The 22,187-nt window shown below is 73.8% G+C and carries 13 protein-coding genes; 9 read left to right on the top strand and 4 right to left on the bottom strand.

The genetic code is table 11. The annotated features are described in order from the left end of the window. Nucleotides 1–61: 61 nt before the first annotated feature. The 4 genes from FF36_RS35865 (at nucleotide 62) to FF36_RS07905 (ending at nucleotide 6,157) form a co-directional block, all read left to right on the top strand. Nucleotides 62–217 carry a hypothetical protein gene (locus tag FF36_RS35865; RefSeq protein ID WP_173667251.1) on the top strand — a complete coding sequence of 52 codons (156 nt, stop codon included), beginning with the start codon at nucleotides 62–64 and terminating at the stop codon, nucleotides 215–217. A gap of 68 nt (nucleotides 218–285) precedes the next feature. Next, complete coding sequence (locus FF36_RS07915) at nucleotides 286–1,020, top strand: SDR family NAD(P)-dependent oxidoreductase (RefSeq protein ID WP_044884336.1); 735 nt, start codon at nucleotides 286–288, stop codon at nucleotides 1,018–1,020. A 229-nt stretch (nucleotides 1,021–1,249) separates the two neighbouring features. Further along, nucleotides 1,250–2,791, top strand: a complete 1,542-nt coding sequence (locus FF36_RS07910) for an LmeA family phospholipid-binding protein (protein ID WP_044884335.1) — start codon at nucleotides 1,250–1,252, stop codon at nucleotides 2,789–2,791. 807 nt (nucleotides 2,792–3,598) lie between these two features. Next, nucleotides 3,599–6,157 carry an FHA domain-containing protein gene (locus FF36_RS07905; protein WP_044884334.1) on the top strand — a complete coding sequence of 853 codons (2,559 nt, stop codon included), beginning with the start codon at nucleotides 3,599–3,601 and terminating at the stop codon, nucleotides 6,155–6,157. Between the two features lie 221 nt (nucleotides 6,158–6,378). Here FF36_RS07905 and FF36_RS07900 read toward each other — a convergent pair whose 3' ends face one another. Continuing rightward, complete coding sequence (locus FF36_RS07900) at nucleotides 6,379–7,323, bottom strand: DUF559 domain-containing protein (protein ID WP_052681004.1); 945 nt, start codon at nucleotides 7,321–7,323, stop codon at nucleotides 6,379–6,381. A 140-nt stretch (nucleotides 7,324–7,463) separates the two neighbouring features. On the opposite strand from FF36_RS07900, the gene FF36_RS35360 reads away from it, so the two are divergent. Continuing rightward, entirely contained in the window at nucleotides 7,464–7,628 is a 165-nt protein-coding gene (locus FF36_RS35360; protein WP_157866925.1) for a hypothetical protein, read from the top strand. Between the two features lie 131 nt (nucleotides 7,629–7,759). On the opposite strand, the gene FF36_RS07895 is transcribed toward FF36_RS35360, so the two are convergent. Then, complete coding sequence (locus FF36_RS07895) at nucleotides 7,760–10,096, bottom strand: protein kinase domain-containing protein (RefSeq protein ID WP_044884333.1); 2,337 nt, start codon at nucleotides 10,094–10,096, stop codon at nucleotides 7,760–7,762. A gap of 326 nt (nucleotides 10,097–10,422) precedes the next feature. Here FF36_RS07895 and FF36_RS07890 point away from each other — a divergent pair, with 326 nt between their 5' ends. Continuing rightward, entirely contained in the window at nucleotides 10,423–11,772 is a 1,350-nt protein-coding gene (locus FF36_RS07890) for a hypothetical protein (protein ID WP_044884332.1), read from the top strand. 415 nt (nucleotides 11,773–12,187) lie between these two features. Here the strand turns inward: FF36_RS07890 and FF36_RS07885 are convergent, their stop codons facing one another. Both FF36_RS07885 and FF36_RS07880 read right to left on the bottom strand, forming a co-directional pair. Then, a complete protein-coding gene (locus FF36_RS07885; RefSeq protein WP_044884331.1) occupies nucleotides 12,188–13,405 on the bottom strand; it encodes an acyl-CoA dehydrogenase family protein in 1,218 nt (405 codons plus the stop codon). A 10-nt stretch (nucleotides 13,406–13,415) separates the two neighbouring features. Continuing rightward, nucleotides 13,416–14,450 carry an Acg family FMN-binding oxidoreductase gene (locus FF36_RS07880; RefSeq protein ID WP_044884330.1) on the bottom strand — a complete coding sequence of 345 codons (1,035 nt, stop codon included), beginning with the start codon at nucleotides 14,448–14,450 and terminating at the stop codon, nucleotides 13,416–13,418. Between the two features lie 250 nt (nucleotides 14,451–14,700). On the opposite strand from FF36_RS07880, the gene FF36_RS07875 reads away from it, so the two are divergent. The 3 genes from FF36_RS07875 (at nucleotide 14,701) to FF36_RS07865 (ending at nucleotide 21,697) form a co-directional block, all read left to right on the top strand. Continuing rightward, nucleotides 14,701–15,363: an HhH-GDP family DNA glycosylase gene (locus tag FF36_RS07875; protein WP_044884329.1), complete on the top strand. Its 663-nt coding sequence runs from the start codon at nucleotides 14,701–14,703 to the stop codon at nucleotides 15,361–15,363. A 478-nt stretch (nucleotides 15,364–15,841) separates the two neighbouring features. Continuing rightward, a complete protein-coding gene (locus tag FF36_RS07870) occupies nucleotides 15,842–18,550 on the top strand; it encodes a HelD family protein (protein WP_044884328.1) in 2,709 nt (902 codons plus the stop codon). A 159-nt stretch (nucleotides 18,551–18,709) separates the two neighbouring features. Beyond that, nucleotides 18,710–21,697: an FAD-binding and (Fe-S)-binding domain-containing protein gene (locus FF36_RS07865; RefSeq protein ID WP_242422370.1), complete on the top strand. Its 2,988-nt coding sequence runs from the start codon at nucleotides 18,710–18,712 to the stop codon at nucleotides 21,695–21,697. The last annotated feature ends 490 nt before the right edge of the window (nucleotides 21,698–22,187 follow it).

Genomic DNA, 22,187 nt, shown 5'->3' with positions numbered 1-22,187 from the left:
CTGGAGCGACTCGTGCGTCACACCCGGCTGGGCTACCCCGGATCGTGGGTAGGCAGACAGCATGGAGACCTTTGGCGCGGTCGTCATCGCTCTGCTTCTCCTGCTCATCCCCATGATCATCGTCAGTGCCGCGCTCGGGTGGGCCTACGCGCGCAGCGCGCCCCTGCGGGCCGCCAACGCGGCTTCGGCCGCCCGGGACGAGCGCGCCCGAACCTGAGCCGTCCCGCCGCGGCCGATCTGGCCATCCCCGACATCTCGCGGCGCCGCCTCGGCCAGGATGTGGGCATGAGCAGTACCGCGCCGCGCGAGCCGGATGCGTCCGAGCCGCCGACGCGCGGCCTCGTCGTGATCGGGCCGGGGACGAGCTTCGGCGTCGAGCTGGTGCGCCGGTACGGGCGGGAGGGCTTCGCGCTCGGGGTCGTCTCCCGCTCCGCCGACACCCTCAACCGGGTGCGCGACGCGCTGGCGGAGGAGGGGCTTATGGTGGCCGGCGCGGTCGCGGACGTCACCGACTCCACCGCGCTCGCCGGCGCGGTCGAGCGGGTGTCCGCCGAGATCGGCGGGCTCACCGTGCTCGTCTACAACGCCAAGCTCAGCATCCGCGGGGCCGCGCTCACGGTGGCGGCCGAGACGGTGAACCAGACGCTGGCGGTGAACGTCACCGGGGCGCTTGCCGCCGTGCAGGTGGCCGCCGGGCTGCTCGACGACCGGGTGGCAGCGACGATCCTGCTCACCACGGCGAGCCCGCGCACCGAACCGGTGGCCGGCCGCTTCGCTCTGGCCGTCGGCAAGGCGGGGCTGACCGCGCTCGCCGAGGCGCTGCGCCCGACGCTGGCCGCCCGCGGGATCCGGCTGCGCACGGTCGTCCTCGACGGGCGGGTGAGCCCGACGGGCCCGCTTCGTCCCGCCGAGGTCGCGGACCACTTCTGGCAGGCGTTCGCGGCGCCGCGCGGCGACGTGTTCCGCCTGGCACCGGTCAGACGGGACACCGCGGTGGCGCAGCTCCCGCTGGAGGTGTGAGCTGTGGGTACCGGACCGTACCGGACCAGCGCTGAAGGCGCCTGTTCCGGCTCGCTTCGGGTGAAGGTCGGTAATCCGACAAGCCTGATCCGGGAATGATCGGACCCGCGGGCCTGCCGGACGCGCGTAACGTGCGACGATCCGGCAGAGCTTGGTGCATGACAGCCGCCAGGCGGAAGACCACACAGCGACGGCGTGCTCCGGCGCGGTACTGGCAGGAGATGGTCCGGTGAACGACGGACGCGACGGTGACGGGCAGGCGGCGGACAGCACGCACGTGATGCCCGCCGACGGTAAGGGGACGCGGTCGGCGGGCGCGGCGCCGGCGGCGGGGCAGCGCGCTGCCCGACCGGGGGCGCCGTCCGGGCCGCCGCCGCCCGCCGAGTCGTTCCGGCCGTCGGGCCCGCCTCCGCCGGCCGACTCGTTCCGGCCGGTACGCCCGATGGACGCCGCCGCCTCCGGACCCCACGCCCGGCCCGTTCCCGCCGCCGGACCCACCGCCGCCGCCGGACCCACCGCTGCCGCCGGTCGAGACGCCGACTCCCGATCGGGCGCCAGCTCGCGGCCGGGCGCTGACCCGCGATCGGGCGTCGGCTCCCGGCCGGGGGGCGATCAGCCCGCCGCCGCGCCGACGACGAGCACGGCGGCCGTGCGCCGTCGAGGTGAGGCCGGGCCTGGTTGGTCCGACCCGGAGGACGCTGCCGACGGCACGATGATCATCGGTCGGAGCGGCATCGCGGCCGCCGGCCAGCCGCAGCCGGGTTCGACCCGACCTGAGGATCCCCAGTCCGGGTACCCACAGACCGGGCATCAGCACTCCGGGCATCAGCAGTCCGGGTACGCGCAGCCCGGCTATGCCCAGACCGCCTATGACCAGTCCGGCTACGGACAGCAGCTTGCCCATGACCCGGGCTCCGGGGCGGCGATCGGCCAGGACGGGCCAGCCGGCGCCGGCGGGGCCTCCCGAGACGGGTTCGGCGCCGGCGGGCCGCCGGCCGGTGCCACCGCAGCCGCCGCGAAGCCGCCACGGCGGCGTCGGCGAGGTCGGCTGCTGGCGATCGTGCTGGTCGCGCTGGTCGTGTTGTTCGTCGTGGGCGACCGGGTCGGCGTGGTGATCGCCAAGGGGCAGATGCGCAAGCAGGTCGAGGCGTCCGTCGCCGAGAACCTCAAGCCCGGCGACCCGGTGCCGAAGGTGACGAGCGTGAGCATCGGCGGGTTCCCCTTCCTCACCCAGGTGCTGTTCGGCAAGTTCACCGACATCGGCGTCGGGATCGACGGCATCCCCACCCCCGGGCCGAAGATCTCCTCGGTGAAGGCGCATCTCAAGGGCGTGCACGTGCCGCTCGGGGACGCCCTCACCGACAACGTGGGGAAGGTCCCCGTCGACGACGTGCGGGCCACCGTCGGTATCACCTACGCCGACCTGAACGCCTTCCTCGCGAAGCAGGCGGTCAACTTCCAGGTCAAGCCGGTGGACGGCGGGAAGAAGGTCGAGCTGAGCGGCACCACCGACGCCCTCTTCGGGCTGGGTAGCACGCAGATCGGCGGTATCACCACGTTCGAGGTCAACGACAACCAGCTCACCCTGGTGCCGTCCGAGCTGTCGATCAAGGGCGGCCTGAACTTCAGCATCCCCTTCCAGTTCAAGGTCCCGATCCCGATCCCGGTGTCCGGGCTGCCGTTCCACCTGCGGATAGTCAAGGCGTCGACGAACGCCACCGGGCTGTCGCTCACCGCGACGGCCAAGGACGTCGTTCTTCCGGCATCCTGACCGGCCTGCCGATGACCATGCCCGCCCGGAACCCGATCTTCCCCGGGCGGGCATGATTCCGGCCACATTCCCGGTGCCGTCCCGGGCGGCGTCACCGGCCCGAGTGCGCGGGCGCCCGCCGCGTGGTCGCCGCCGCGGGCGTGGACCCGGTCCGTCCGCGGCCGTCCGGCTGCCCGCCCAGGCCGGGTGGGCGCGGGCCGGCCTGCCGCCGTCGCAGGGCACGCACCCAGGTATTTTCTGGACGCGAAGCGAGTGGCTGCGATCGCGGTGGGGCCGTCATGTGAACCGGTTGTGCGCGGACGGTCAGGTGCTGGGAGCCGTCCGGGTCCCCCCTCGGTCGGATCGGCGACAGATACCACTCCCGAGGACCACCAGCCGGCATTCTCATAGGGTGCCGCACGGGAGTCGCGCGTCGTCACTGTCGCCCCCGTGGCACGGTCGCCGCGGTGGCGGCCCGACTGGGCCGACGGCGGAGAAGGTCCGTGCAGGACAGCCGGCATATCGAAGGATCAAGAGGCGGCAGGAAACCGAGAGATGTCCAGAGGTCGAATGCGACGGCGGGAACGCCGTTCGGCTGGCCGGTCAACCGTCACCCGGGGTGGATCAAGGTCATCCCTCGACGCTACGATCGGACTTCCGGCATGATCGGTCAGCCCGCGTGACCGCTCGGCGTGGCATCACCGGTCACCCCGGTGGCGCCGCTCGAAGCGGTGGCATCGCTCGGCTTGGTGACACGACCTGGCGTAGTTACAAGGTGGAGTTCGGCGGGACAACCCGGCCAGCGTCCCGTCGCGAAGGGGGAAACACGTGCAGACGACCTTCCTGAGAGTCGTCACCGAGGCCGGTGCGGCCACCGTGCCCGCCGAGGCCCAGTTCATCATCGGCCGTGCCCGGACCGCCGACTACGTCATCGCCGACAGCCGGGTCTCTCGCCGTCACCTCCTCCTCGAACAGGCCGGCAGCGGTTGGGTCGTCCGCGACATCAGCTCCAACGGCACCTGGATCGACGGGCAGCGGATGCCCGAGTCCGTCCCGGTGCACGACGAGGTGCGGCTGCGGCTGGGGACCCCCACGGGCCCCGAGGTCGTCGTCCACCCCGAGTTCCCGCAGGGTCGCGGCCCGGTCGACGAGCCGGCCTACGACCCCGGCTACGACATGCAGACGATGCTGCCCAACGCCGCCGGCTACAGTCCGCCGCGGCCCACCTCGGGGCGGGGCAGCCGGGGCCACCAGGGGCCGACGAGCCCGGCGCAGCGCGGGCGCGACTACGACGACTACGACGACCGCCGCCGCGACGAGCGCGCCGGCGGCTCCACCAGCCTCGAGCAGGAGCACGAGCGGCGCACCACCTACCGCCTGCGCCAGGGCACGATGTCGATCGGCCGTGCTCGGGACAACGACATCGTCATCACCGACCTGCTCGCCTCCCGCCGGCACGCCGAGCTCTACATCGGCCGGTCGGGCCTGCAGATCGCCGACCTCGACTCGGCGAACGGCGTGTTCGTCAACGGCCGCCGGATCAACCGGACAGAGGTCGGCCAGGGCGACGTCATCGCCGTCGGTCACCACGTCTTCCAGCTCGAGGGCGACCAGCTCGTCGAGTACATCGACTCCGGCGACGTCAGCTTCGAGGCCGACGCCCTGAACGTCTGGGCCGGCCAGAAGCAGCTCATGCACGACATGACGTTCAAGCTGCCCGGTCGGGCGCTGCTCGGCGTCGTCGGGCCCTCGGGCGCCGGCAAGTCGACCCTGCTCAACGCCCTGACCGGGTTCCGGCCCGCGGACAAGGGGACCGTCCGCTACGCCGGCCGTGATCTGTACTCCGAGTACGACGAGCTGCGGCGCCGCATCGGCTACGTGCCGCAGGAGGACCTGCTGCACACCTCGCTCACCGTCCGCAAGGCCCTGGAGTACGGCGCCGAGCTGCGCTTCCCGCCGGACGTCACGAAGGTGGAGCGGCGCACCCGCGTCGACGAGGTCCTCGCCGAGCTCGGCCTCACCCAGCACGCGAACACCCAGGTGTCGCGGCTGTCCGGTGGCCAGCGCAAGCGGACGTCGGTGGCGCTGGAGCTGCTGACCCGGCCGACCCTGCTGTACTTGGACGAGCCGACCTCCGGTCTCGATCCGGGCATGGACAAGAACGTCATGGAGTCGCTGCGCAGCCTGGCGGACGACGGCCGGACGGTCATCGTGGTCACCCACAGCGTCGCCCAGCTCGATCTGTGCGACTACATCCTGGTCCTGGCTCCGGGTGGGTACGTCGCCTACTTCGGGCCGCCCCAGGACGCGCTGTCCTTCTTCGGTAAGCGCGACTACCCGGACGTCTTCCTCACCCTGGAGGCGACGCCGGGCGCCGAGTCGGCGGCTCGTTTCCGTAACTCGCGGTACTACGTTCCGGCGTCGATCACCGCCCCGTCGGCGCGGCCGGCGCCCGAGGAACTGCCCTCGCTGCGCCAGCAGTCGGTGGCTTCCCAGCTCGTCACGCTGAGTCGTCGAACCTTGGCCGTCGTGGCGTCGGACAAGTCCTACCTGCGGTTGATCATCGCGTTCCCGTTCCTGCTGGGGCTGATACCCAGAGCCATCGGCGGGAACTTCGAGCTGACCGCCGAGCAGGCCAAACAGTTCTCGCCGAACTCCGACGGCCCGACGATTCTGCTGATCATGGTGCTCTGTGCCTGTTTCATGGGCATGGCGAACTCGGTTCGCGAGATCGTCAAGGAACGGGCGATCTATCGCCGGGAGAGAGCCATCGGCCTGTCCCGTACGGCGTACATCGGGTCGAAGGTCCTCGTCCTGATCCTGATCACGGTGGCGCAGTCGATCCCGTTCACGTTGATCGGGCTGGCCGGGCGAACACCCAAGGCGGGGCTCATCCTCGGCAACTCGCTGCTGGAGATGCTCATCGCAGTGATCGTGGTGTCGCTGGCCTCGGCGATGCTCGGTCTGGTGATCTCGGCGCTGGTCGACAACGCCGACAAGACGATGCCCCTGCTCGTCCTGATCACGATGGCCCAGTTGATCTTCAGTGGTGGCATCGTGCCGGTCAAGGGCACCGCCGGTCTGGAGCAGGTCGCCTACATCGCGCCGGCGCGCTGGGGGTTCGCGTCGATGTCGTCGATCGCCGACATGAACCGCATCACCCTCGCCGGAGTGCTGCGCCCGGACGGCTCCAAGAAGCTGATCAATCCGAAGGCCGTCGTCGACCCGTTCTACGACCACACCGCGTCGGCCTACCTCACCGACATCATCGCCGGCGCCGCGATCGGCATCCTCTTCATCATCATCGTCTCGATGCTGATCCGCCGCATGGACCCCAAGACCGTCAAGCGCGCCCCCGCCACCCCCGTCAGCGGCCCCCCGCGCTAGCCCGTCGCCGCTGCGGTGCCGCGCCCCGCCCCGCCCCGCCTCCCTGGGGCGGTGTGCATGGGAGCGGCGCCACCTGTCTCTTCTGTAGGGATAAATCGGGTGCCGAACCCTACAGAAGAACCATGGAGGCGCTCTCCCACGCATCCGCCGCCGACGCCCCCTCCGCGGCCGGTCCGGAGCCGCTCGCGCCCGGGTGGCTCGCCGGCCGGGTGGCTCGCGCCCTAGGCGGTGCCGCCGCGGCGGGCGGCGTCGCGCAGCGCGGCGGTGACGGTCGCCGTCAGGCGCCGCGACCCGACGGTCACATCCCGCCAGGTGAACCGTAGGACCTCCCAGCCAAGCCGCACCAGCTCGTTCTGGCGAGAACGGTCGCGATGCAGGGCCTCCGGCTCACCATGGGGGCCGACGCCATCAGCCTCGATCGCCAGCCGGGCTGACGGCCAAGCGAAGTCGAGCCGGGCGACGAGACGGCGAGTCATCGGGTCGTGGACCGGCCACTGCAGTTCCTCGGGCAGCAGCCCGGCATCGCCGAGCAGAAGCCGCAGGCGTGTCTCGAGCGGAGATTCCGCCCGCCCGTCGATCAGCGTCCACCAGTGCCGGGCGCGGCCACCATGTCGGCGAGCCTCCACCCGGCCTCGTAGGCCGAGCAGGTCGCCCTCGGTCATCAGTCGCCCTTGCAGCATGGCGTCGAGCACGCAGACGAACACCTCCCGCTCGCACAGAAGCGCGAGATCCTCGAGCGTCCGAGGGACCGAGCTGACACGCAGACCAGCGAGATCGACGGCCTCCGAGTCGCCCAGTGTCATCCGGTGCCGGCGGTAACCGCGCCGCTGGCGGTACCCGTCGGCACCGGGCAGGGCGACGTCCACCGGTTCCTCCGGCCGGCGCAGGAGGAGCCCGGGCAGACCGTGTAGTCGGGCGGCGGTCAGCCCGCAGATCGTGCCGCCGCCGACGGCGACAAGCGCCCGCGCGTGGGCTCGTAGTTCGTCGCGGACGGGTGGGACGACCAGGGCTCCGCGGATCGGTGACGTCCAACCGTGCTGACTTCGTCGCAGCGCGATCGCGCCATGCGACATGCCGAGCTGGCGAGCCTGCTCCCGAGTGACGACATCATCCTGCCGCCGGGCGAGTTCGACAACCTTCTCGTACTTCTCGTACGCCTGAACCATCTCTCGAGTCTCGACCCGGATTACCCGACCGCGATGGTCTGAAACGGCCGGTGTGGACAACCGATGGCCGGTGTGGACAACTTCGGTGTCCGGCCGGCCTGTCTCGCCCCTGGGGTGCTTTCGGCGGTGGCTTGTGTCGAATGGAGTCCGGTGGCGAGGTCGACGATCTGGCCTCGCCGGGGCGGGTGCGGTTCGCTCTCGACGGCAGCCGGCGCTTCGAGGACGCCGTGGTTCTTCGCTGGCCGCGCCCCACCTGGCAGTCACCTGATGGGACGGTGCGCGGCCACTCGCCGGTCGCGTCCTGACGCCGGGCCTGACGCCGGGCCTGACGCCGGGCCTGACGCCGGCCGGCAGGCCCGCGCCCAGGCCCCTGCCGCCGACTACGCCGGCGCGACCTTGCCGTCCGGCAAGTGGGACTGGGTCAGGCCGGCGTCGGTCAGCCGGCGTTCCAGCGGGCGTGGCCGTTGAAGCCGCCGAGGGTGGTGAGCTGGCGGTCGCCGGCGGTGGGGTCGTTCGGGTTGAGGATGAAGAGCTGGCGGGCGTTGGGGTTGGTGGGGTCGCGCTGGCCGGAGAAGACGATGCGGCCGTCGGGGCCGAAGGCGGGGTCCTGGTCGTCGCCGCGCGCGTGGGTGAGCTGGCGGACGTCGGAGCCGTCCGAGTTCATCTCGAAGATCTCCAGGTCGCCGTTCTGCCGCCGGGTGAACGCGATCTTGTCGCTGTCCGGTGACCAGACCGGGTCGGAGTCCGTGGTGAGCGTGTCGTTGATGACCGGCGTCGCCTCGGCGTTGGGCTGGACCGGGATCACCACGATGAACCCGCGGTCGCCGCCGGTCTTGTTGGACCAGTAGGCGATCCGCTCGCTGTCCGGCGACCAGGCCGGGTCGGTCGCCTGCGGCTTCGCGTTGAGTCGTTGGACGCTCGAGCCGTCCAACTTGACCACGTACAGGCCGAGGTTCGGCGCGCCGGTCCCGTCGGTGCTCGAGCGGACGACCAGGAAGTTGCTGTCCGGGGAGAGGGACGGCCGGGCGTCGTTGGCGATCGTCAGCTTCGCTGCCGGGCCGGAGGTGAACAGTTGCACGGGCTTGCCGGTGCCGTCGGCGGCGATCGCCTGCAGCGTGTTCGGGCTGCCCTTCTTGAAGAAGACGACCGTCTTCCGGTCACCGGAGATCGCCGGCAGCATGTCGTTGTCCGGGCCGGTGAGCAGCGGCTTGTCGTTCTGGAGGCCGCCGTCGCCGGTGACGTCGCCCCGGAACAGGTCGTAGTTGCCGTTGCGGTTGGAGGCGTAGACGAGGGTGTCGCGGCTCAGCGGCTCGGCCGAGCGGGGCAGCGTGAACGCCGCGGGCTGCGCCGGCGCTGTCGTGCCGGTAGCCGGCTTCACCTGGGCGCCGGAGTCGTTGGCTTTGTCGTCGCCGCCGGAGCTCAGGGCGAGGATGCCGGCAAGGATCGCGCCGACCACGACCACGCCGCCGCCGACGAGCAGCGGCACGCGGTTCCCACGGCTGCGGGCGCCCGCACCGGGCGGCGCACCAGGACCGCCGCTCCCGCCGATCCCGCCACTCCCACCGGGCCCACCCGGCCAGGAGGGGCCACCCGGCTCGGCGCCGACCCGGGTGGGGGACTGGCCGGCGACGGTCCCGTCGCCCGCCGGCCGCGGCTGCGCCGGAGCGCCGAGGCCGGTCGGCAGCCGGGTCGGGGCGTCGGGGTCGGCGGTGTACCCGGCGGCACCCGCCCCCGCTCCCGCCGTCCCTGCCCTCGCCGCCGCGGCGGCTACCCCGCGCCCGCCGACGTCCGCCGCCGGTCCGGTGCCCACCGCGCCTGCGGTCGGGTTTCCCGTGCCCGGGCCGGTGGCGCCGGGGGCGGGCAGGTTCCAGCCCTGCAGGACGTTGGTGACGTCCTGCGGGTCGACCGCGGCGGCGGCGTCCGGTCCGGTGCCGGCGGGGTCGCCGAGCAGGCGCAGCATGAGCTGCTGCGCGCTCGGCCGGGTGGTCGGGTCCTTGCGCATGGCGAGCCAGACGATCGGGCGCAGGGCCGGGTCGACGTCGTCGAGGCGCGGCTCCTCGTGCAGCGCCCGGTAGAGCAGCACCTGGGCGGAGGCGTCGCCGAACGGGTAGTGCCCGGTGGCGGCGAAGGCGACCAGGCCGCCCCACGCCCAGATGTCCACCGCGGAGGTGATCGGCTGGCTCTCGATCTGCTCGGGGGACATGAACGCGGGCGTGCCGAGCTGCTGCAGGTCGCCGGTCAGGCCGCTGCCGGCGTCCACGGCCCGGGCGATCCCGAAGTCGATCACCCGGGGGCCGAAGGGGGAGAGGATGACGTTGGCCGGCTTGAGGTCGCGGTGCACGATCCCGGCGCTGTGGATGGCGGTCAGCGCCGCGGCGACGCCGACCGCGAGCTGCTCCAGGTTGGCGTCGGCGAGCGGGCCGTTGCGCTGGACGTAGCGCGCCAGCGTCTCGCCCTCGATGAACTCGGTGACGAGGTAGGGCCATTCGGCGTCGGGGTCGGCGTCGAGGACCTCGGCGGTGCAGACCCGGGCGACGCGCCGGGCCGTCTCCGCCTCCAGCCGGAACCGGGCCCGGAACTCGGGGTTGCCGACCGCCTCCGTCCGGATCACCTTGATCGCGACAAGCCGGCCCTTCTCCGAGCGTCCCAGGTAGACCATGCCCATGCCGCCCTGGCCGAGCTTGCCCAGCAGCGTGTACGAGCCGAGCTCGCGGGGGTCGTCCGGGCCGAGCGGAACGGCGCGCGCCGCCACATCAGCATCCGATGACGCCATCGACCTGTACCCCTGCCTGCCGCGTGTCGACCGCGGTCCGGGCGGGGCGACGCGCTGGGCGCGGGCCCGCCGGTGTCGCGCACCGACCCTTGATCGATCATGGTGTCCCCGACCCGCCGGCACGGCGGATCACGTGGGAAAATCTTAGGTGAGTGTCCCCTGTTGCAGGACTGTCGGGGCTCCGACTCCCCTTACGGACCGGTTGTCAGCGGATTGACAGGGTTCGCACCGGTCTCGGGCGGCTCTCCGCGCCCCGGATGTGTCACTGTCGTGGCAACGAGATCTTGACGCGAGGGCGAGATCTGGACATGAGGGAAAGGCACCGTATGGCGAGGATGGCCGGCCGCGTCGCCCGGGTTACCGGCGCGCTGGGCTGCGCGGCGGCGCTGCTGGCCCTGGCCGCCTGCTCGGACGGCGACCACCGCGGCGACGGCGGGGCCGCCCGCTCGGCCACGCCGACCGGCGGCCCCGGGGCGACGGCGGCGCCGGTGTGGGGATTCGCCAGCGTCACCGCGACCGGCAGCTCAGGGAGCGCTCCCACGGCGATCCCGGCGGCGCAGAGTGCGGGGAGCTGGCACACCGCCGGCGGGTCGAGCAGCGCTGCCGCGCAGGTCACGGTCGTGCGGCGGCAGCCGGGCGGCTACCGTGTCACCTTCCCCGGCATCGCCGTGGCCGCCGGGCGCGGCGCCGCGATCGTGACCGCGCTGGACCCGGCCGCGGCCGTTGTCGAGACCACCGCGCCGGTCGTCTCCTGCCACGTCGTGGGCTGGGGCGCCGCTGGCCGGGACGAGCAGGTCGACCTGACCTGCCGCGACGCCGCGGGGGCGCCGGTCGACTCCGCCTTCAGCGCGCTGTTCACCCAGGTGCCGGACACCGCGTCCCTGACCTCGACCCCGCCCGCGTCCCCGGGCACCCTGTCCCCGGTCACCGCGTCCCCGGTCACCGCGTCCCCGTCGCCGTCGTCGGGCGGGGCGTACGCCTACCTCCGGTCCGACGCCGCGTCGGCCGCCACCTCCCGCCCGACGAACGCCTACAGCGTCAGCGGGCCGGGCACGATCGAGGTCCACCGGGTCGGCGCCGGGCACTACACGATCGACCTGACCGGGCCTGCGTTCGCGAAGAACGGCAACAACCTCCAGGTCAACGCGATTGGCGATGGTCCCGTCGGGTGCAACGCCCTTGGCCGGGTGGTGAAGAAGGACCGCCAGTCGGTGTTCGTCGGCTGCGCGCGTGGGTCGGTCTGGACGGACAGCCCGTTCGTGCTGCTCTACACCAGCGGCCACGCGCTCATCCCGACCGGCGCGGCCAGCTTCGGCCACGCGTTCACCGGTGTCCTCCGCCCGGGCGGGCCGATCCAACAGGTCCCGCCGGGCCCGCCGGTGAACGCCTGGGCCTGGTACTCGGCGAACAGCACCGGGGCCACGAACCAGATCAGTCGGGTCGGGGTCGGCCGCTACCGGGTGATCTTCCCCGGAGTCTCGCGGACCCCGCATGCGCTTCAGGTGACCCCCTACGGCGAGCCCACCGCTCGCTGCGCTGCGAACGAACTCCCGGTCGCCGCCGGCGCGCCCACGGCCGTCACGGTGGCCGTGCGCTGCGTCGACGCCGCCGGGCGCCCCGCCGACAGCTACGCCAGTGTCGCCTACGTCAGCGCCCCCGGCCCCACGACTCCCTGACCACCCTGCTCAAACCGCGAAGCCCAGGCCGAAGCCGCAGCGGCCGTCCGCCCTGCCTGTCCAGAGGGATAAACCCGACACGAAAGCCTCCGGATGAGCCGGACAAGGCGGAGCACGATGACGATCCCGGGCGGCGATGTCCCCGGGAGGCGATGTCCCCGGGCGGCGATGTTCCCGGGCAGCGATGTTCCCGGGCGGCGGTGGCCCCCGATCTCCCCGGTGTCCCCGGGGACACCGCGGTGGTCGGCGCCCCCGGGACCCCCCGAGTCGGGACCGGGCCGCCGCCGGCGGGCCAGTGACGCCCCCGAACGTCGGGCGCCGCCGTGAGCGACCCGGTCTGGTCCGATCAAACCGCCACGTGACCGTGCAGACCCCGTATCTCGGCGGCTTTCGGAGAAATGACCCCGATGCGAGGTCAGGCGATGTGCAGGCCGGAGATCGCCCGGGCGATGACGAGCCGCTGGATCTCCGACGTGCCCTCGAAGATCGTGTAGATCTTGGAGTCGCGGAACATCCGCTCGACGGGATGGTCGCGGCTGTAGCCGGCGCCACCGAGGATCTGCACCGCCTTCTCCGTCGCCCACACCGCGACCTCGCTGGCCTTCAGCTTGCTCATCGAGCCCTCGCCGGCCTCGAACGGCCGGCCGCTGTGGCCCATCCAGGCGGCCCGCCAGATGAGCAGCCGGGCCGCGTCGATCTCCATCCGCATGTCGGCGAGCGCGAAGGCGATCGCCTGGTTGGTGATGATCGGCCGGCCGAACTGCTCACGCCCGCGGGCATAGTCCAGGGCGTACTCGTACGCGGCGCGCGCGATGCCGATGGCCTGGGCGCCGACGATCGGCCGGGTGACCTCGAAGGTCGCCAGCGCCGCCTGGCCGGAGGCGCGCCGGCCGGCACGGGCGGCGGCGAGGCGCTCGTCGAGCCGCTCCCGGCCACCGAGCAGGCAGCGCCCCGGGACGCGCACGTCGTCGAGGAACACGTCCGCGGTATGCGAGGCCCGCAGGCCCAGCTTGCGGATCTTGCGGGACGCGGTGAGCCCGGGCGTGCCCGGCGGGACGACGAACGCCGCCTGGCCGCGCGAGCCCAGCTCCGGGTCCACCGAGGCGACGACGACGTGGACAGCGGCGATGCCGCCGTTGGTGATCCACGCCTTCTGGCCGCTCAGGATCCATTCGTCGGTGGCGGGGTCGTGGCGGGCCCGCACCCGCATGGCCGACACGTCCGAGCCGGCGCCCGGCTCCGAGACGCAGAACGCCGCCACCTTCGGGTCGCTCGCGTCGCCGAAGCACTGCGGCGCCCACTCGCCGATCTGCTCCGGGGTGCCGGCGGAGACGATGCCGGCGACACCGAGCGTCGTGCCCATGATCGACATGCCGATCCCGGCGTCGCCCCAGAACAGCTCCTCGGACAGCAGCGGCAGCGACAGACCGGTGGGATCCGCCCACAGCGTGGCCAGGGCGTCGAAGTCGTACAGACCGATCTTCGCCGCCTCCTGGATGATCGGCCACGGCGTCTGCTCGCGCTCGTCCCAGTCCGACGCCGCGGGGCGGACCACGTCGGCGGCGAAGCCGTGCACCCAGGAACGCAGCTCCCGCTGCTCGTCGCTCAGGTCGAGCCCGAACCCCCCGCTCATCGGCGCCGCGTCAGGTGCGCTCGTCGGAGCCGGCGACGTCGAGGACGTCGTCGACCCGCCGCCGCGGGGTCGGGTCGAGCGGCTCGGTACCCGATGCCAGGTAGCCGGCTCGCAGGATCATCTGGACGTGCCCCAGCCCGCCGGTGGCCGCGCGGAACTGCTCGCGCATGCCCTCGACGTCGATCGCCTGCGACATGGGCGACGTCGCGAGGTTGAGCGCCGTCGCGGTGAGCAGCACCCGCTGCATCGCCTCGCCGGCCCGCAGCCGGTCGGCGGTGGTGTCCGCCTCGGTGCCGATCAGCAGGATGCCGGGACGCTCCACGTCGTGCTCCTGCAGCAGCGTGCCGGCCTGGCCGACCACGTCGAGGTCACGCATCGGGAACTCGGACTGGCGAGGCGCGTCGGAGTGGACGACCGCGCTGCGGGGAATGCCGTCGGCGGCCGGCGCCGTCCGGCTCCACGACGCCAGCTCCTTGCGGTAGTCGTCGTTGTGCACCTCGATCCAGTCCGCCCGCGAGAGCAGGACGCTGACCTGGACCCGCAGGTCCGGATCGGTCGGCGCGGTGAGCCAGGCGCCGTGCGCCTCGGCCGCCTCGCGCAGCCGGGCGACGGCCTCGTCGGACAACGGGCGCTCGGCGAAGGGGCGGCGGTCGGTGTGCCGGCGGGGGATGGCCTCGACGAGGGCCCGCTCGGTGTCGTCCGCTGGCCGCTGCCCGACGACCGTGACGGTGGCCAGGGGCTTCGAGCGGAAGTCGTCGCCGTCCGGTAGGAGCTCGACGGCCGGTTCCAGGCCGCGGACCCGCAGCGCCAGCAGGGCGTTGCACAGCGCCGCGCCACAGCTCAGCAGGAGCTGCCGCCCCTCGGGGTCGGCGATGTCGAGCTGGCGGGAGCTGTCGGCGAGGAGGGTGAGCCCGTCCGCTTCGAGCCGCCACAGCCAGGGCTGGGTGTTGTGGATGGAGGGCGCCGCAGCGGCCGCCGCGACCACCTCTCGGGCCAGGCCGGGCGACAACGGCAGCGATGCGGACCGCTCTGCATCGGTGGGCATGTCAGCCTCCCTTCTCCTCAAGTATCTACCCCCAGCCTGAGGGACGGTCGCGTTCGGGGCATGCGCCGACCGGAACCCACGGGTCGGGACCGACGGCCGGGCCGAGGGAGTCGAGTGGCACGTGTCCCGCACCTCACCTGCACTGCTGGTACCGACAGAAAGCCGACGAATCGTTCCCCCAGGTGGCAGCGGGTGGCCACCGGCCGGCAGCGCCGGAGTGGGCGCGGGGGAGCACGGGTAGTTCCTGTGCATGGTTGGAACTGACCCTGAGGCGGTGGTCGCCGAGCTGCTCGCCCGCCACGGGCGGACGTACGCCGACGAGATCGGCGCCGACGTGCCGGCCGACACCGCCGAGGCGATGTTCCGGCTGACCGTCTTCGCCCTGCTCGCCAGCGCCCGCATCCGGACCGCGGCGGCGGTCCAGGCCACCTGCGCGCTCATGGACGCGGGCTGGACCGATGCCGCGTCGATGGCCGAGGCGACCCGGGAGGAACGCACGGGGGTCCTGCACCGCAACGGCTACGCCCGCTACGACGAGAGCGCCTCCCGTCAGCTCGGGGACGCCAGCGGCTACCTGTCGGACACCTACGACGGCGACATCCGGCACCTGCGCGAGGCCGCGGACCACTCCCCGGACCGCGAGCGCGCGCTGCTACAGAAGATCAAGGGCATCGGCCCGGTGGGGGCCGACATCTTCCTGAGCGAGGCCCAGGCCGGCTGGGACGAGCTCGTCCCCTACCTCGACGAACGGGTGCGCCGCACCGCCGGCGAGCTCGGGCTGCCGACCAGCCCGCAGCTGTTCCTGGACCTGGCCGACCGCGGCGACCTGCCCCGGCTGGTCGCCGCGCTGGTCCGGGTGCGGCAGGAGCGCGACATCGGCGACCTGCGCGAGTCGGCCTCCGACCACTCCTGACCCCCGTTTGGCGCAGCCCAGACGGATGGGTGGCGGGACGTCCGGGGCCGACGTCCGTAACCTGGAACACGCGTCGGCGCGGCGTTGCAGCCACCGTGGCCCGGGTACGGTTTCGGGACGCTGTCGCCGTCGTGGTCGTCTGCCCGCCCGATCCGCCCGATCCGCCCGGTCGTGTTCGAGTGGGCTCCGCGGCGGGCCGGGAAGGTTCGCGGGGAAGGTGCTGTTACCTTCCTGGATCACCGGTCCGCGCCCGGCAGGTAGCCAGGTCGGGCCGCGGTCAGCGGTCGGCCGACCGGCGGTCGCCGTCCGCGGCGGCGTGGCCGGATCGGCTGCCGGGGCGGTCCCCGCACCGGGCGTCGAGCCTCGCCGGGACGCCGCGGGCAGGTCGGCGCAGCGGTGTGCCGCCGCGGGCCGACCCGCCGGCGGGGCCCCCGAGCCGACCAGCCATCGAACCCGATTCCGACCGGGAGGAGCGCCGGTGCAGACCATGCAGGATGTCGAGCGCGCCCGCGAACAGGCATACCTGGACACGCTGTACACCCGCCTGGACGAGGTCCGGGAGATCACCCGGGAGCAGCTACGCGGGGTGCTGCTCGACGTCGGCACCGGCACCCCGCAGTCGATCGTCGAGCGGGACGTGTTCGCCGCGGCGCACGCCGACCGGCTCGCCCGCCTCGACGCCGCCGAGGGCCGGCTCTGCTTCGGCGCGATGGACCACGACGACGGCCGGCGCACCTACATCGGGCGCATCGGCCTGTCCGACAGCGAGCAGGAGCCCATCCTCGTCGACTGGCGCGCCCCCGTCGCCACGGCCTTCTACCGGGCGACCCTCGCCGACCCGCAGGGCCTCGTCCGCCGCCGGCACCTGCGCACCCGGGGGCGGGAGGTCACCGGGATCGCGGACGACCCGTTGGGGCCGCTCGGGGCGGCGCCGGACGGCGCGGTGGCGCCGTCCGGCGACTCGATGCTGCTGGAGACTCTCGCGGCGCCGCGCACCGGGCGCATGCACGACATCATCGCGACCCTGCAGGCCGAGCAGGACCGCATCATCCGCGCCCGGGCGAACGGCATCCTCGTCGTCGACGGTGGTCCGGGGACCGGCAAGACGGCGGTGGCGCTGCACCGCGCGGCCTACCTGCTCTACAACGACCGGGCCCGACTCGACCAGTCCGGCGTGCTGATCGTCGGGCCGAGCCCGGTGTTCCTGCGGTACATCGACCAGGTGCTGCCGTCCCTCGGCGAGACCGGCGTGGTCTTCGCGACCCCCGGGCGGCTGTTTCCCGGGGTCGACGCCACCGCCGACGAACCGGTCGAGGTCGCCACTCTCAAGGGCGACCCGCGGATGGCCGAGGTCGTCGCCGGGGCGGTGCGGGACCGCCAGCGCCTGCCCCGGCAGGAGCTGGTGATCAACTATGACGACCACGTGCTGCGGCTCGGCCAGGAGACCGTCGCCCGTGCCCGCACCCGGGCCCGCCGCAGCCGCCGTCCGCACAACTCGGCCCGGCGGGTCTTCCTGCGCGAGCTGCTGGCCGAGCTCACCACGCAGGTGGTCCGTCAGATCCGCGGCGGCCTGCTCGACGCCGACGAGCGCGGGCAGATCACCCGCGACCTGTGGGCGGAGGAGGAGATCCGGGCGGTCCTCGACGGGCTGTGGCCGCTGCTGACGCCGCAGCAGCTCATCGGCGACCTGTTCAGCGACTCGGCCGCGCTGGCCCGGGCGGCGGGCAACCGCCTCACGCCGGGCGAGCGTGCCCTGCTGCAGGATCTGCCCCCGGCCGTCGATCTGGCCCGACCCGGCCGGGCGCTGTCCGGTGCCGACGCGCCGCGGATGATCCGGTCCGGCGGGGTCGCCGGCCCGCGGGCGGCGGACGAGGACGATGCCGACGACCTGTTCGCCGCGGCGAACCTGCTCCCGACCGCCGCCGGCGCCGGCCCGAACGGCGCCCCTCCGGACGATCGTGGCCGGGCGGGCGATCGGGCGGGCGATCGGGCGGGCGATCGGGCGGGCGATCGGGCGGGCGATCGGGCGGGCGTGGATCCCGCCGGTCACGCGGGCCGGATTCCGGCCCCACGGACCGGTGACCCGACCGTCGGCGCCGACCTGGCGGCCGCTCGGCGGGGCGCCGGCGGGGAGCGCCGCTGGACGCCGGCGGACGTGCCGCTGCTCGACGAGGCGGCCGAACTGCTCGGTGACCCCGAGGAGGAGGCGGGCCTCGAGGCCGCCCGGCGCGCCGAGCGGGAACGGGCGGAGGAACGCGAGTACGCCCGCGGCGTGGTCGACATGCTGGGCCTGGACGGGCAGGTCGACGCGGCGGCGCTCGCCGACCGCTGGTCCGGTCCGCGGGTGCGGCGCAGCGCCGCCGAGCACGCCCGCGCCGACCGTGGCTGGGCGTTCGGCCATCTGATCGTCGACGAGGCCCAGGAGGTCTCCCCGATGCTGTGGCGGCTGCTGTGGCGCCGCTGCCCCGGGCGGACGGCCACCCTCGTCGGTGACCTGGCCCAGACCGCCCGGCCGGGCGCGCCGACGAGCTGGGCGGAGCTGCTGGCACCGGTGGTCGACGAGCGGTTCACGGTGGAGCGGCTCAGCGTCAACTACCGCACCCCGCAGGAGATCATGGATGTGGCCGCGGAGGTCCTGCGCGCGCAGAACCCGAGCCTGACCGCGCCGGTGTCGGTCCGCGCGGTGGGCCACCGCCCCACGGCGGTGCGGGTCGGCGAGGTCGCCGTCGAAGACGTCCCCGGGCTCGCGCGGCTGCTGGGGGACGCGCCGTCCCCCGCGAACGAGCCGTCCGCGTCGCTGCTGGCCGCCGTCGCACACGCCGCCAGGCGGGAGGCGGCGGCGGCCGACACCGGCCGCGTGGCCGTGATCGCCCGGCCCCGCGACGTGCTGGTCCTGCGGGCCGCGCTGATGGCCCTGCTGCCGGACCTGGCCGTCGTCCCGGACTCGGTTGATCCGGCGAGCGCCGCCGGCAACGCGTTGGATGCGCCGGTCGCGGTGCTCAGCGTGGCGGAGACCAAGGGGCTGGAGTTCGACGCGGTGGTGCTCGTCGAACCGGCCGCGCTGCTCACCGAGCCGACGCGGGGCCTCGCCGACCTGTACGTCGCGCTGACCCGGGCCACCCGCTCCCTCAGCGTCGTCTACTCCGGCGAGCTCCCGCCGGTGCTGGGCGGCCTCGACCTGGAATGACCGGACGGCCGGTGTCCGGACCGCCGGTGTCCGGACGGCCGGTCCGGACCGCCGGCGAATCGTGACCTCCGGGGTCGGTGTGGCTGGGACGGATCGGCTGGTCCGGGCGAACGGGCCGATCCCGTGCGGGAGGCGCCGTCCGGCAGCAAGGATGGTGGGGTGACACGGGACGGGGACAGGGCGCGGGATCGGGCGCTGCCAGGGGCGGGACGGGGGCATCGTCTCGCCCGGGTCCGACAGTTTCGGGCCGCCGGCCGTGCGGCGGCCACCGACCCCGGCGGCGCGGACCGGGCCGAGCTGGTCGCCCGGCTGCGGGCGGCGCTGGGCGAGCGGCCGGGCGCGTCGATCGTCGACGCCTCCGCGCGGCGGCGGGCGGAGTACTCGTCGGACGCGTCGAACTACCGGGTGCCGCCCGCGGTGGTGGTGTTCCCGCGGGAGGTCGACGACATCGCGACGGTCGCCGAGGTCTGCCGGGCCACCGGCACCCCGCTGACGACCCGCGGCGCCGGCACCTCGATCGCCGGCAACGCGGTCGGCCCCGGCGTCGTGGTGGACGTCAGCCGGCACCTCGACCGCATTGTCGCGCTGGACCCCGTCGCACGCACCGCCACCGTGCAACCCGGGGTCGTCCTCGATCGGCTGCAGGCCGCCGCCGGTCGCCATGGCCTGCGCTTCGGCCCGGACCCGTCCACCCACGCCCGCTGCACCCTCGGCGGGATGATCGGCAACAACGCCTGCGGTTCGCGCGCGATCGCCTACGGTCGCACCGCGGACAACGTGCTGTCTCTCGATGTGCTCGACGGCACCGGCCGCCGGCTGCGCGTCGGCGCGGGTGCCGGCGTCGGCGAGCGCGACGAGGTCCCCGGGCTCGACGCGTTCGTCCGGGCCAACCTGGCAACCCTGCGCACGGAGCTCGGGCGGTTCGGCCGCCAGGTGTCCGGCTACTCCCTGGAGCACCTGCTCCCGGAGCGGGGCGCGGACCTGGCCAAAGCGCTGGTGGGCACCGAGGGGACCTGCGTGGTCGTACTCGGCGCGACGGTGCGGCTGGTGGCACCCCCGCCGGCGACCGCCATGGTGGTGCTCGGCTATCCCGACATGCCGGCCGCCGCGGACGCGGTGCCGCCCCTGCGGGCGCACGGGCCGCTGGCGATGGAGGGGATGGACGCCCGGCTGGTCGACATCGTCCGCCGCCACCGGGGGGCGGGCGCGGTGCCGGCGTTGCCGGCCGGCACCGGCTGGCTGTTCGTCGAGGTCGGTGGGGACACTCCACAGCAGGCCCTGGCGGCCGGCCGGGCGTTGGCGGCCGACGCGGGGACGGCGGCGGTCCGCGTGCTGGCGACCGGGCCCGAGAGCCGCGCGTTGTGGCGGATCAGGGAGGACGGCGCGGGGCTGGCCGGGCGGACCGCCGACGGCGAGCCGGCCTGGCCCGGCTGGGAGGACGCCGCCGTGCCGCCCGAGCGGCTCGGCGCCTACCTGCGCGACTTCGAGGAGCTGCTGCGCGCCCACCGGCTGGCGGGGGTGCCCTACGGTCATTTCGGCGACGGCTGCGTTCACGTCCGGCTCGACCTGCCGCTCGGGGCAGCGCCCGGCCGGGTGCGTGCCTTCCTCGGCGAGGCCGCCGACCTGGTCGCCGCGCACGGTGGGTCGCTGTCGGGCGAGCACGGCGACGGCCGCGCCCGCAGCGAGCTGCTGCCGCGGATGTACTCGCCGGCCGCGATCGCCGCCTTCGCCGGGTTCAAGCACCTTTTCGACCCCGCGGACCTGCTCAACCCGGGCGTGCTGGTCCGGCCCCGGCCCGTAGACGCCGACCTGCGCCTGCCCGCCGCCCGCCCGTTGCCCCGCGCCGGTGGCTTCGCCTTCGCCGCCGACGCGGGGGACTTCGGGCGGGCCGTGCACCGCTGCGTGGGGCTCGGGACCTGCCGGGCGGACACGTCGGCGGCCGGCGGGTTCATGTGCCCGTCGTTCCTGGCCACCCGGGACGAGAAGGACTCCACCCGCGGGCGGGCCCGGGTGCTGCAGGAGATGGCGAACGGGACGCTGGTCCGCGGCGGCCCCGCGTCCCGGGAGGTCGCCGAGGCGCTGGACCTGTGCCTGTCTTGCAAGGCCTGTGCCCACGACTGCGCGGCCGGGGTGGACATGGCGACCTACAAGTCCGAGGTGCTGTACCGGGCGCACCGCCGCCGGATCCGGCCGGTCGGCCACTACGTCCTCGGCTGGCTGCCGCGCTGGGCCCGCCTCGTCAGCCGGGCGCCCGCGCTGGTCAACGCGGTGTTGTCCCGGCCCGCGGCGCGGCGGACCCTGCTGCGCCTCGGCGGCATGGATCCCCGCCGCGACGTCCCCGCGTTCGCGGACGAACCGTTCAGCCGCTGGTGGCGGCGGGCGGCGCCGGCGGACGGCGGGGACCGGGACGTGGTGCTCTGGATCGACTCGTTCACCGAGTCGTTCTCGCCCGAGGTCGGCCGAGCGGCGGTCGAGGTGCTGACCGCGGCCGGCTACCGGGTGATCGTGCCGCCCGGCCCGGCGTGCTGCGGGCTGACCTGGATCACCACCGGCCAGCTCGACGGGGCGCGCCGACGGCTGCGGGCGACCGTGGCGAGCCTGGCGCCGTACGCCCGAGCGGGCACGCCCATCGTCGGCCTGGAACCGTCCTGCACCGCGGTGCTGCGTGGCGACCTGACCGAGCTGCTTCCCGACGACCCGGCCGCGGCCCTGCTGGCGGGCGGGGTCCGCACGCTCGCCGAGCTGCTGGCGGCCACCCCCGGCTGGACGCCGCCGCGCCTCGACGGGGTGCGGGTGCTCGCCCAACCGCACTGCCACCAGCACGCGGTGATGGGTTTCACGGTCGACCGCGACCTGCTCTCAGCGGCCGGCGCCCGGCTGGAGGTGCTGGCCGGCTGCTGCGGCCTTGCCGGCAACTTCGGGATGGAGGCCGGGCACTACGACGTCTCCGTCGCCATCGCGGAGCGGGGCATCGGCCGAGCGGCCGCGGCAGCACCCGCCGACGCGGTGCTGCTCGCCGACGGGTTCTCCTGCCGCACCCAGGCCGCGCACATCACCACCCGGCACGGCCGCCATCTCGCCGAGCTGCTCGCCGCGCCCTCGGCCGTCGCGCCCTCGGCCGTCGCGCCCCGGACCGCCGCCACCTGACGCGGCGGTCCGGACTCGCCCTATCCGGGCTATAGGCTTGCTTGTCGGGCATCGGACGTATGCGATGAACAGCGTTCTTCGTTCCCGTCGTGGTCGCGGGAGAAGGCGGTCGTCGAACCCGGTAAAGATGCGCAGGATTACTGCGGAGAATGTCGCGGATTTCCGTGCTGGTTGGGCCGCTCGACGGGCTTCGTAGCGACGCCGGTTGTGTCTCGGAGTGTGCCTGGTGGGAGCTTGTGCCCACCTGTCGCGACCGTACGGTAATTTTTCGCTCGGCCTCGGGAGTTGTCAGGCCGGATTCGGGCCGGGGGTGTCACGAAAATGGCCCGATTCGCTGTTTCTTTTTCGGCTCCAGCTGGGGGAAATTCGTCATGCTCCTTGCCACAACCATGCCCGACAGACGCTGTGTCGCATTGCCGGCGGCCGCCCCCGGGAACGGGAACCAGCCGGCGCCGGTTCGCCTCCTGAGAATCCACCGACTGATGGCGTG

It is taken from the genome of Frankia torreyi (assembly GCF_000948395.1).
GTDB lineage: Bacteria > Actinomycetota > Actinomycetes > Frankiales > Frankiaceae > Frankia > Frankia torreyi.
Note: the sequence above shows the minus strand (reverse complement) of the source record. Positions and strands in the feature narration are given on the sequence as shown.

Excerpts from the sequence above, each read along its gene's own strand:
- FF36_RS35865 (WP_173667251.1), top strand. The coding sequence starts at position 62 with ATGGAGACCTTTGGCGCGGTCGTCATCGCTCTGCTTCTCCTGCTCATC.
- FF36_RS07915 (WP_044884336.1), top strand. The coding sequence starts at position 286 with ATGAGCAGTACCGCGCCGCGCGAGCCGGATGCGTCCGAGCCGCCGACG.
- FF36_RS07900 (WP_052681004.1), bottom strand. The coding sequence starts at position 7,323 with ATGGTTCAGGCGTACGAGAAGTACGAGAAGGTTGTCGAACTCGCCCGG.
- FF36_RS35360 (WP_157866925.1), top strand. The coding sequence starts at position 7,464 with ATGGAGTCCGGTGGCGAGGTCGACGATCTGGCCTCGCCGGGGCGGGTG.
- FF36_RS07895 (WP_044884333.1), bottom strand. The coding sequence starts at position 10,096 with ATGGCGTCATCGGATGCTGATGTGGCGGCGCGCGCCGTTCCGCTCGGC.
- FF36_RS07890 (WP_044884332.1), top strand. The coding sequence starts at position 10,423 with ATGGCGAGGATGGCCGGCCGCGTCGCCCGGGTTACCGGCGCGCTGGGC.
- FF36_RS07885 (WP_044884331.1), bottom strand. The coding sequence starts at position 13,405 with ATGAGCGGGGGGTTCGGGCTCGACCTGAGCGACGAGCAGCGGGAGCTG.
- FF36_RS07880 (WP_044884330.1), bottom strand. The coding sequence starts at position 14,450 with ATGCCCACCGATGCAGAGCGGTCCGCATCGCTGCCGTTGTCGCCCGGC.
- FF36_RS07875 (WP_044884329.1), top strand. The coding sequence starts at position 14,701 with ATGGTTGGAACTGACCCTGAGGCGGTGGTCGCCGAGCTGCTCGCCCGC.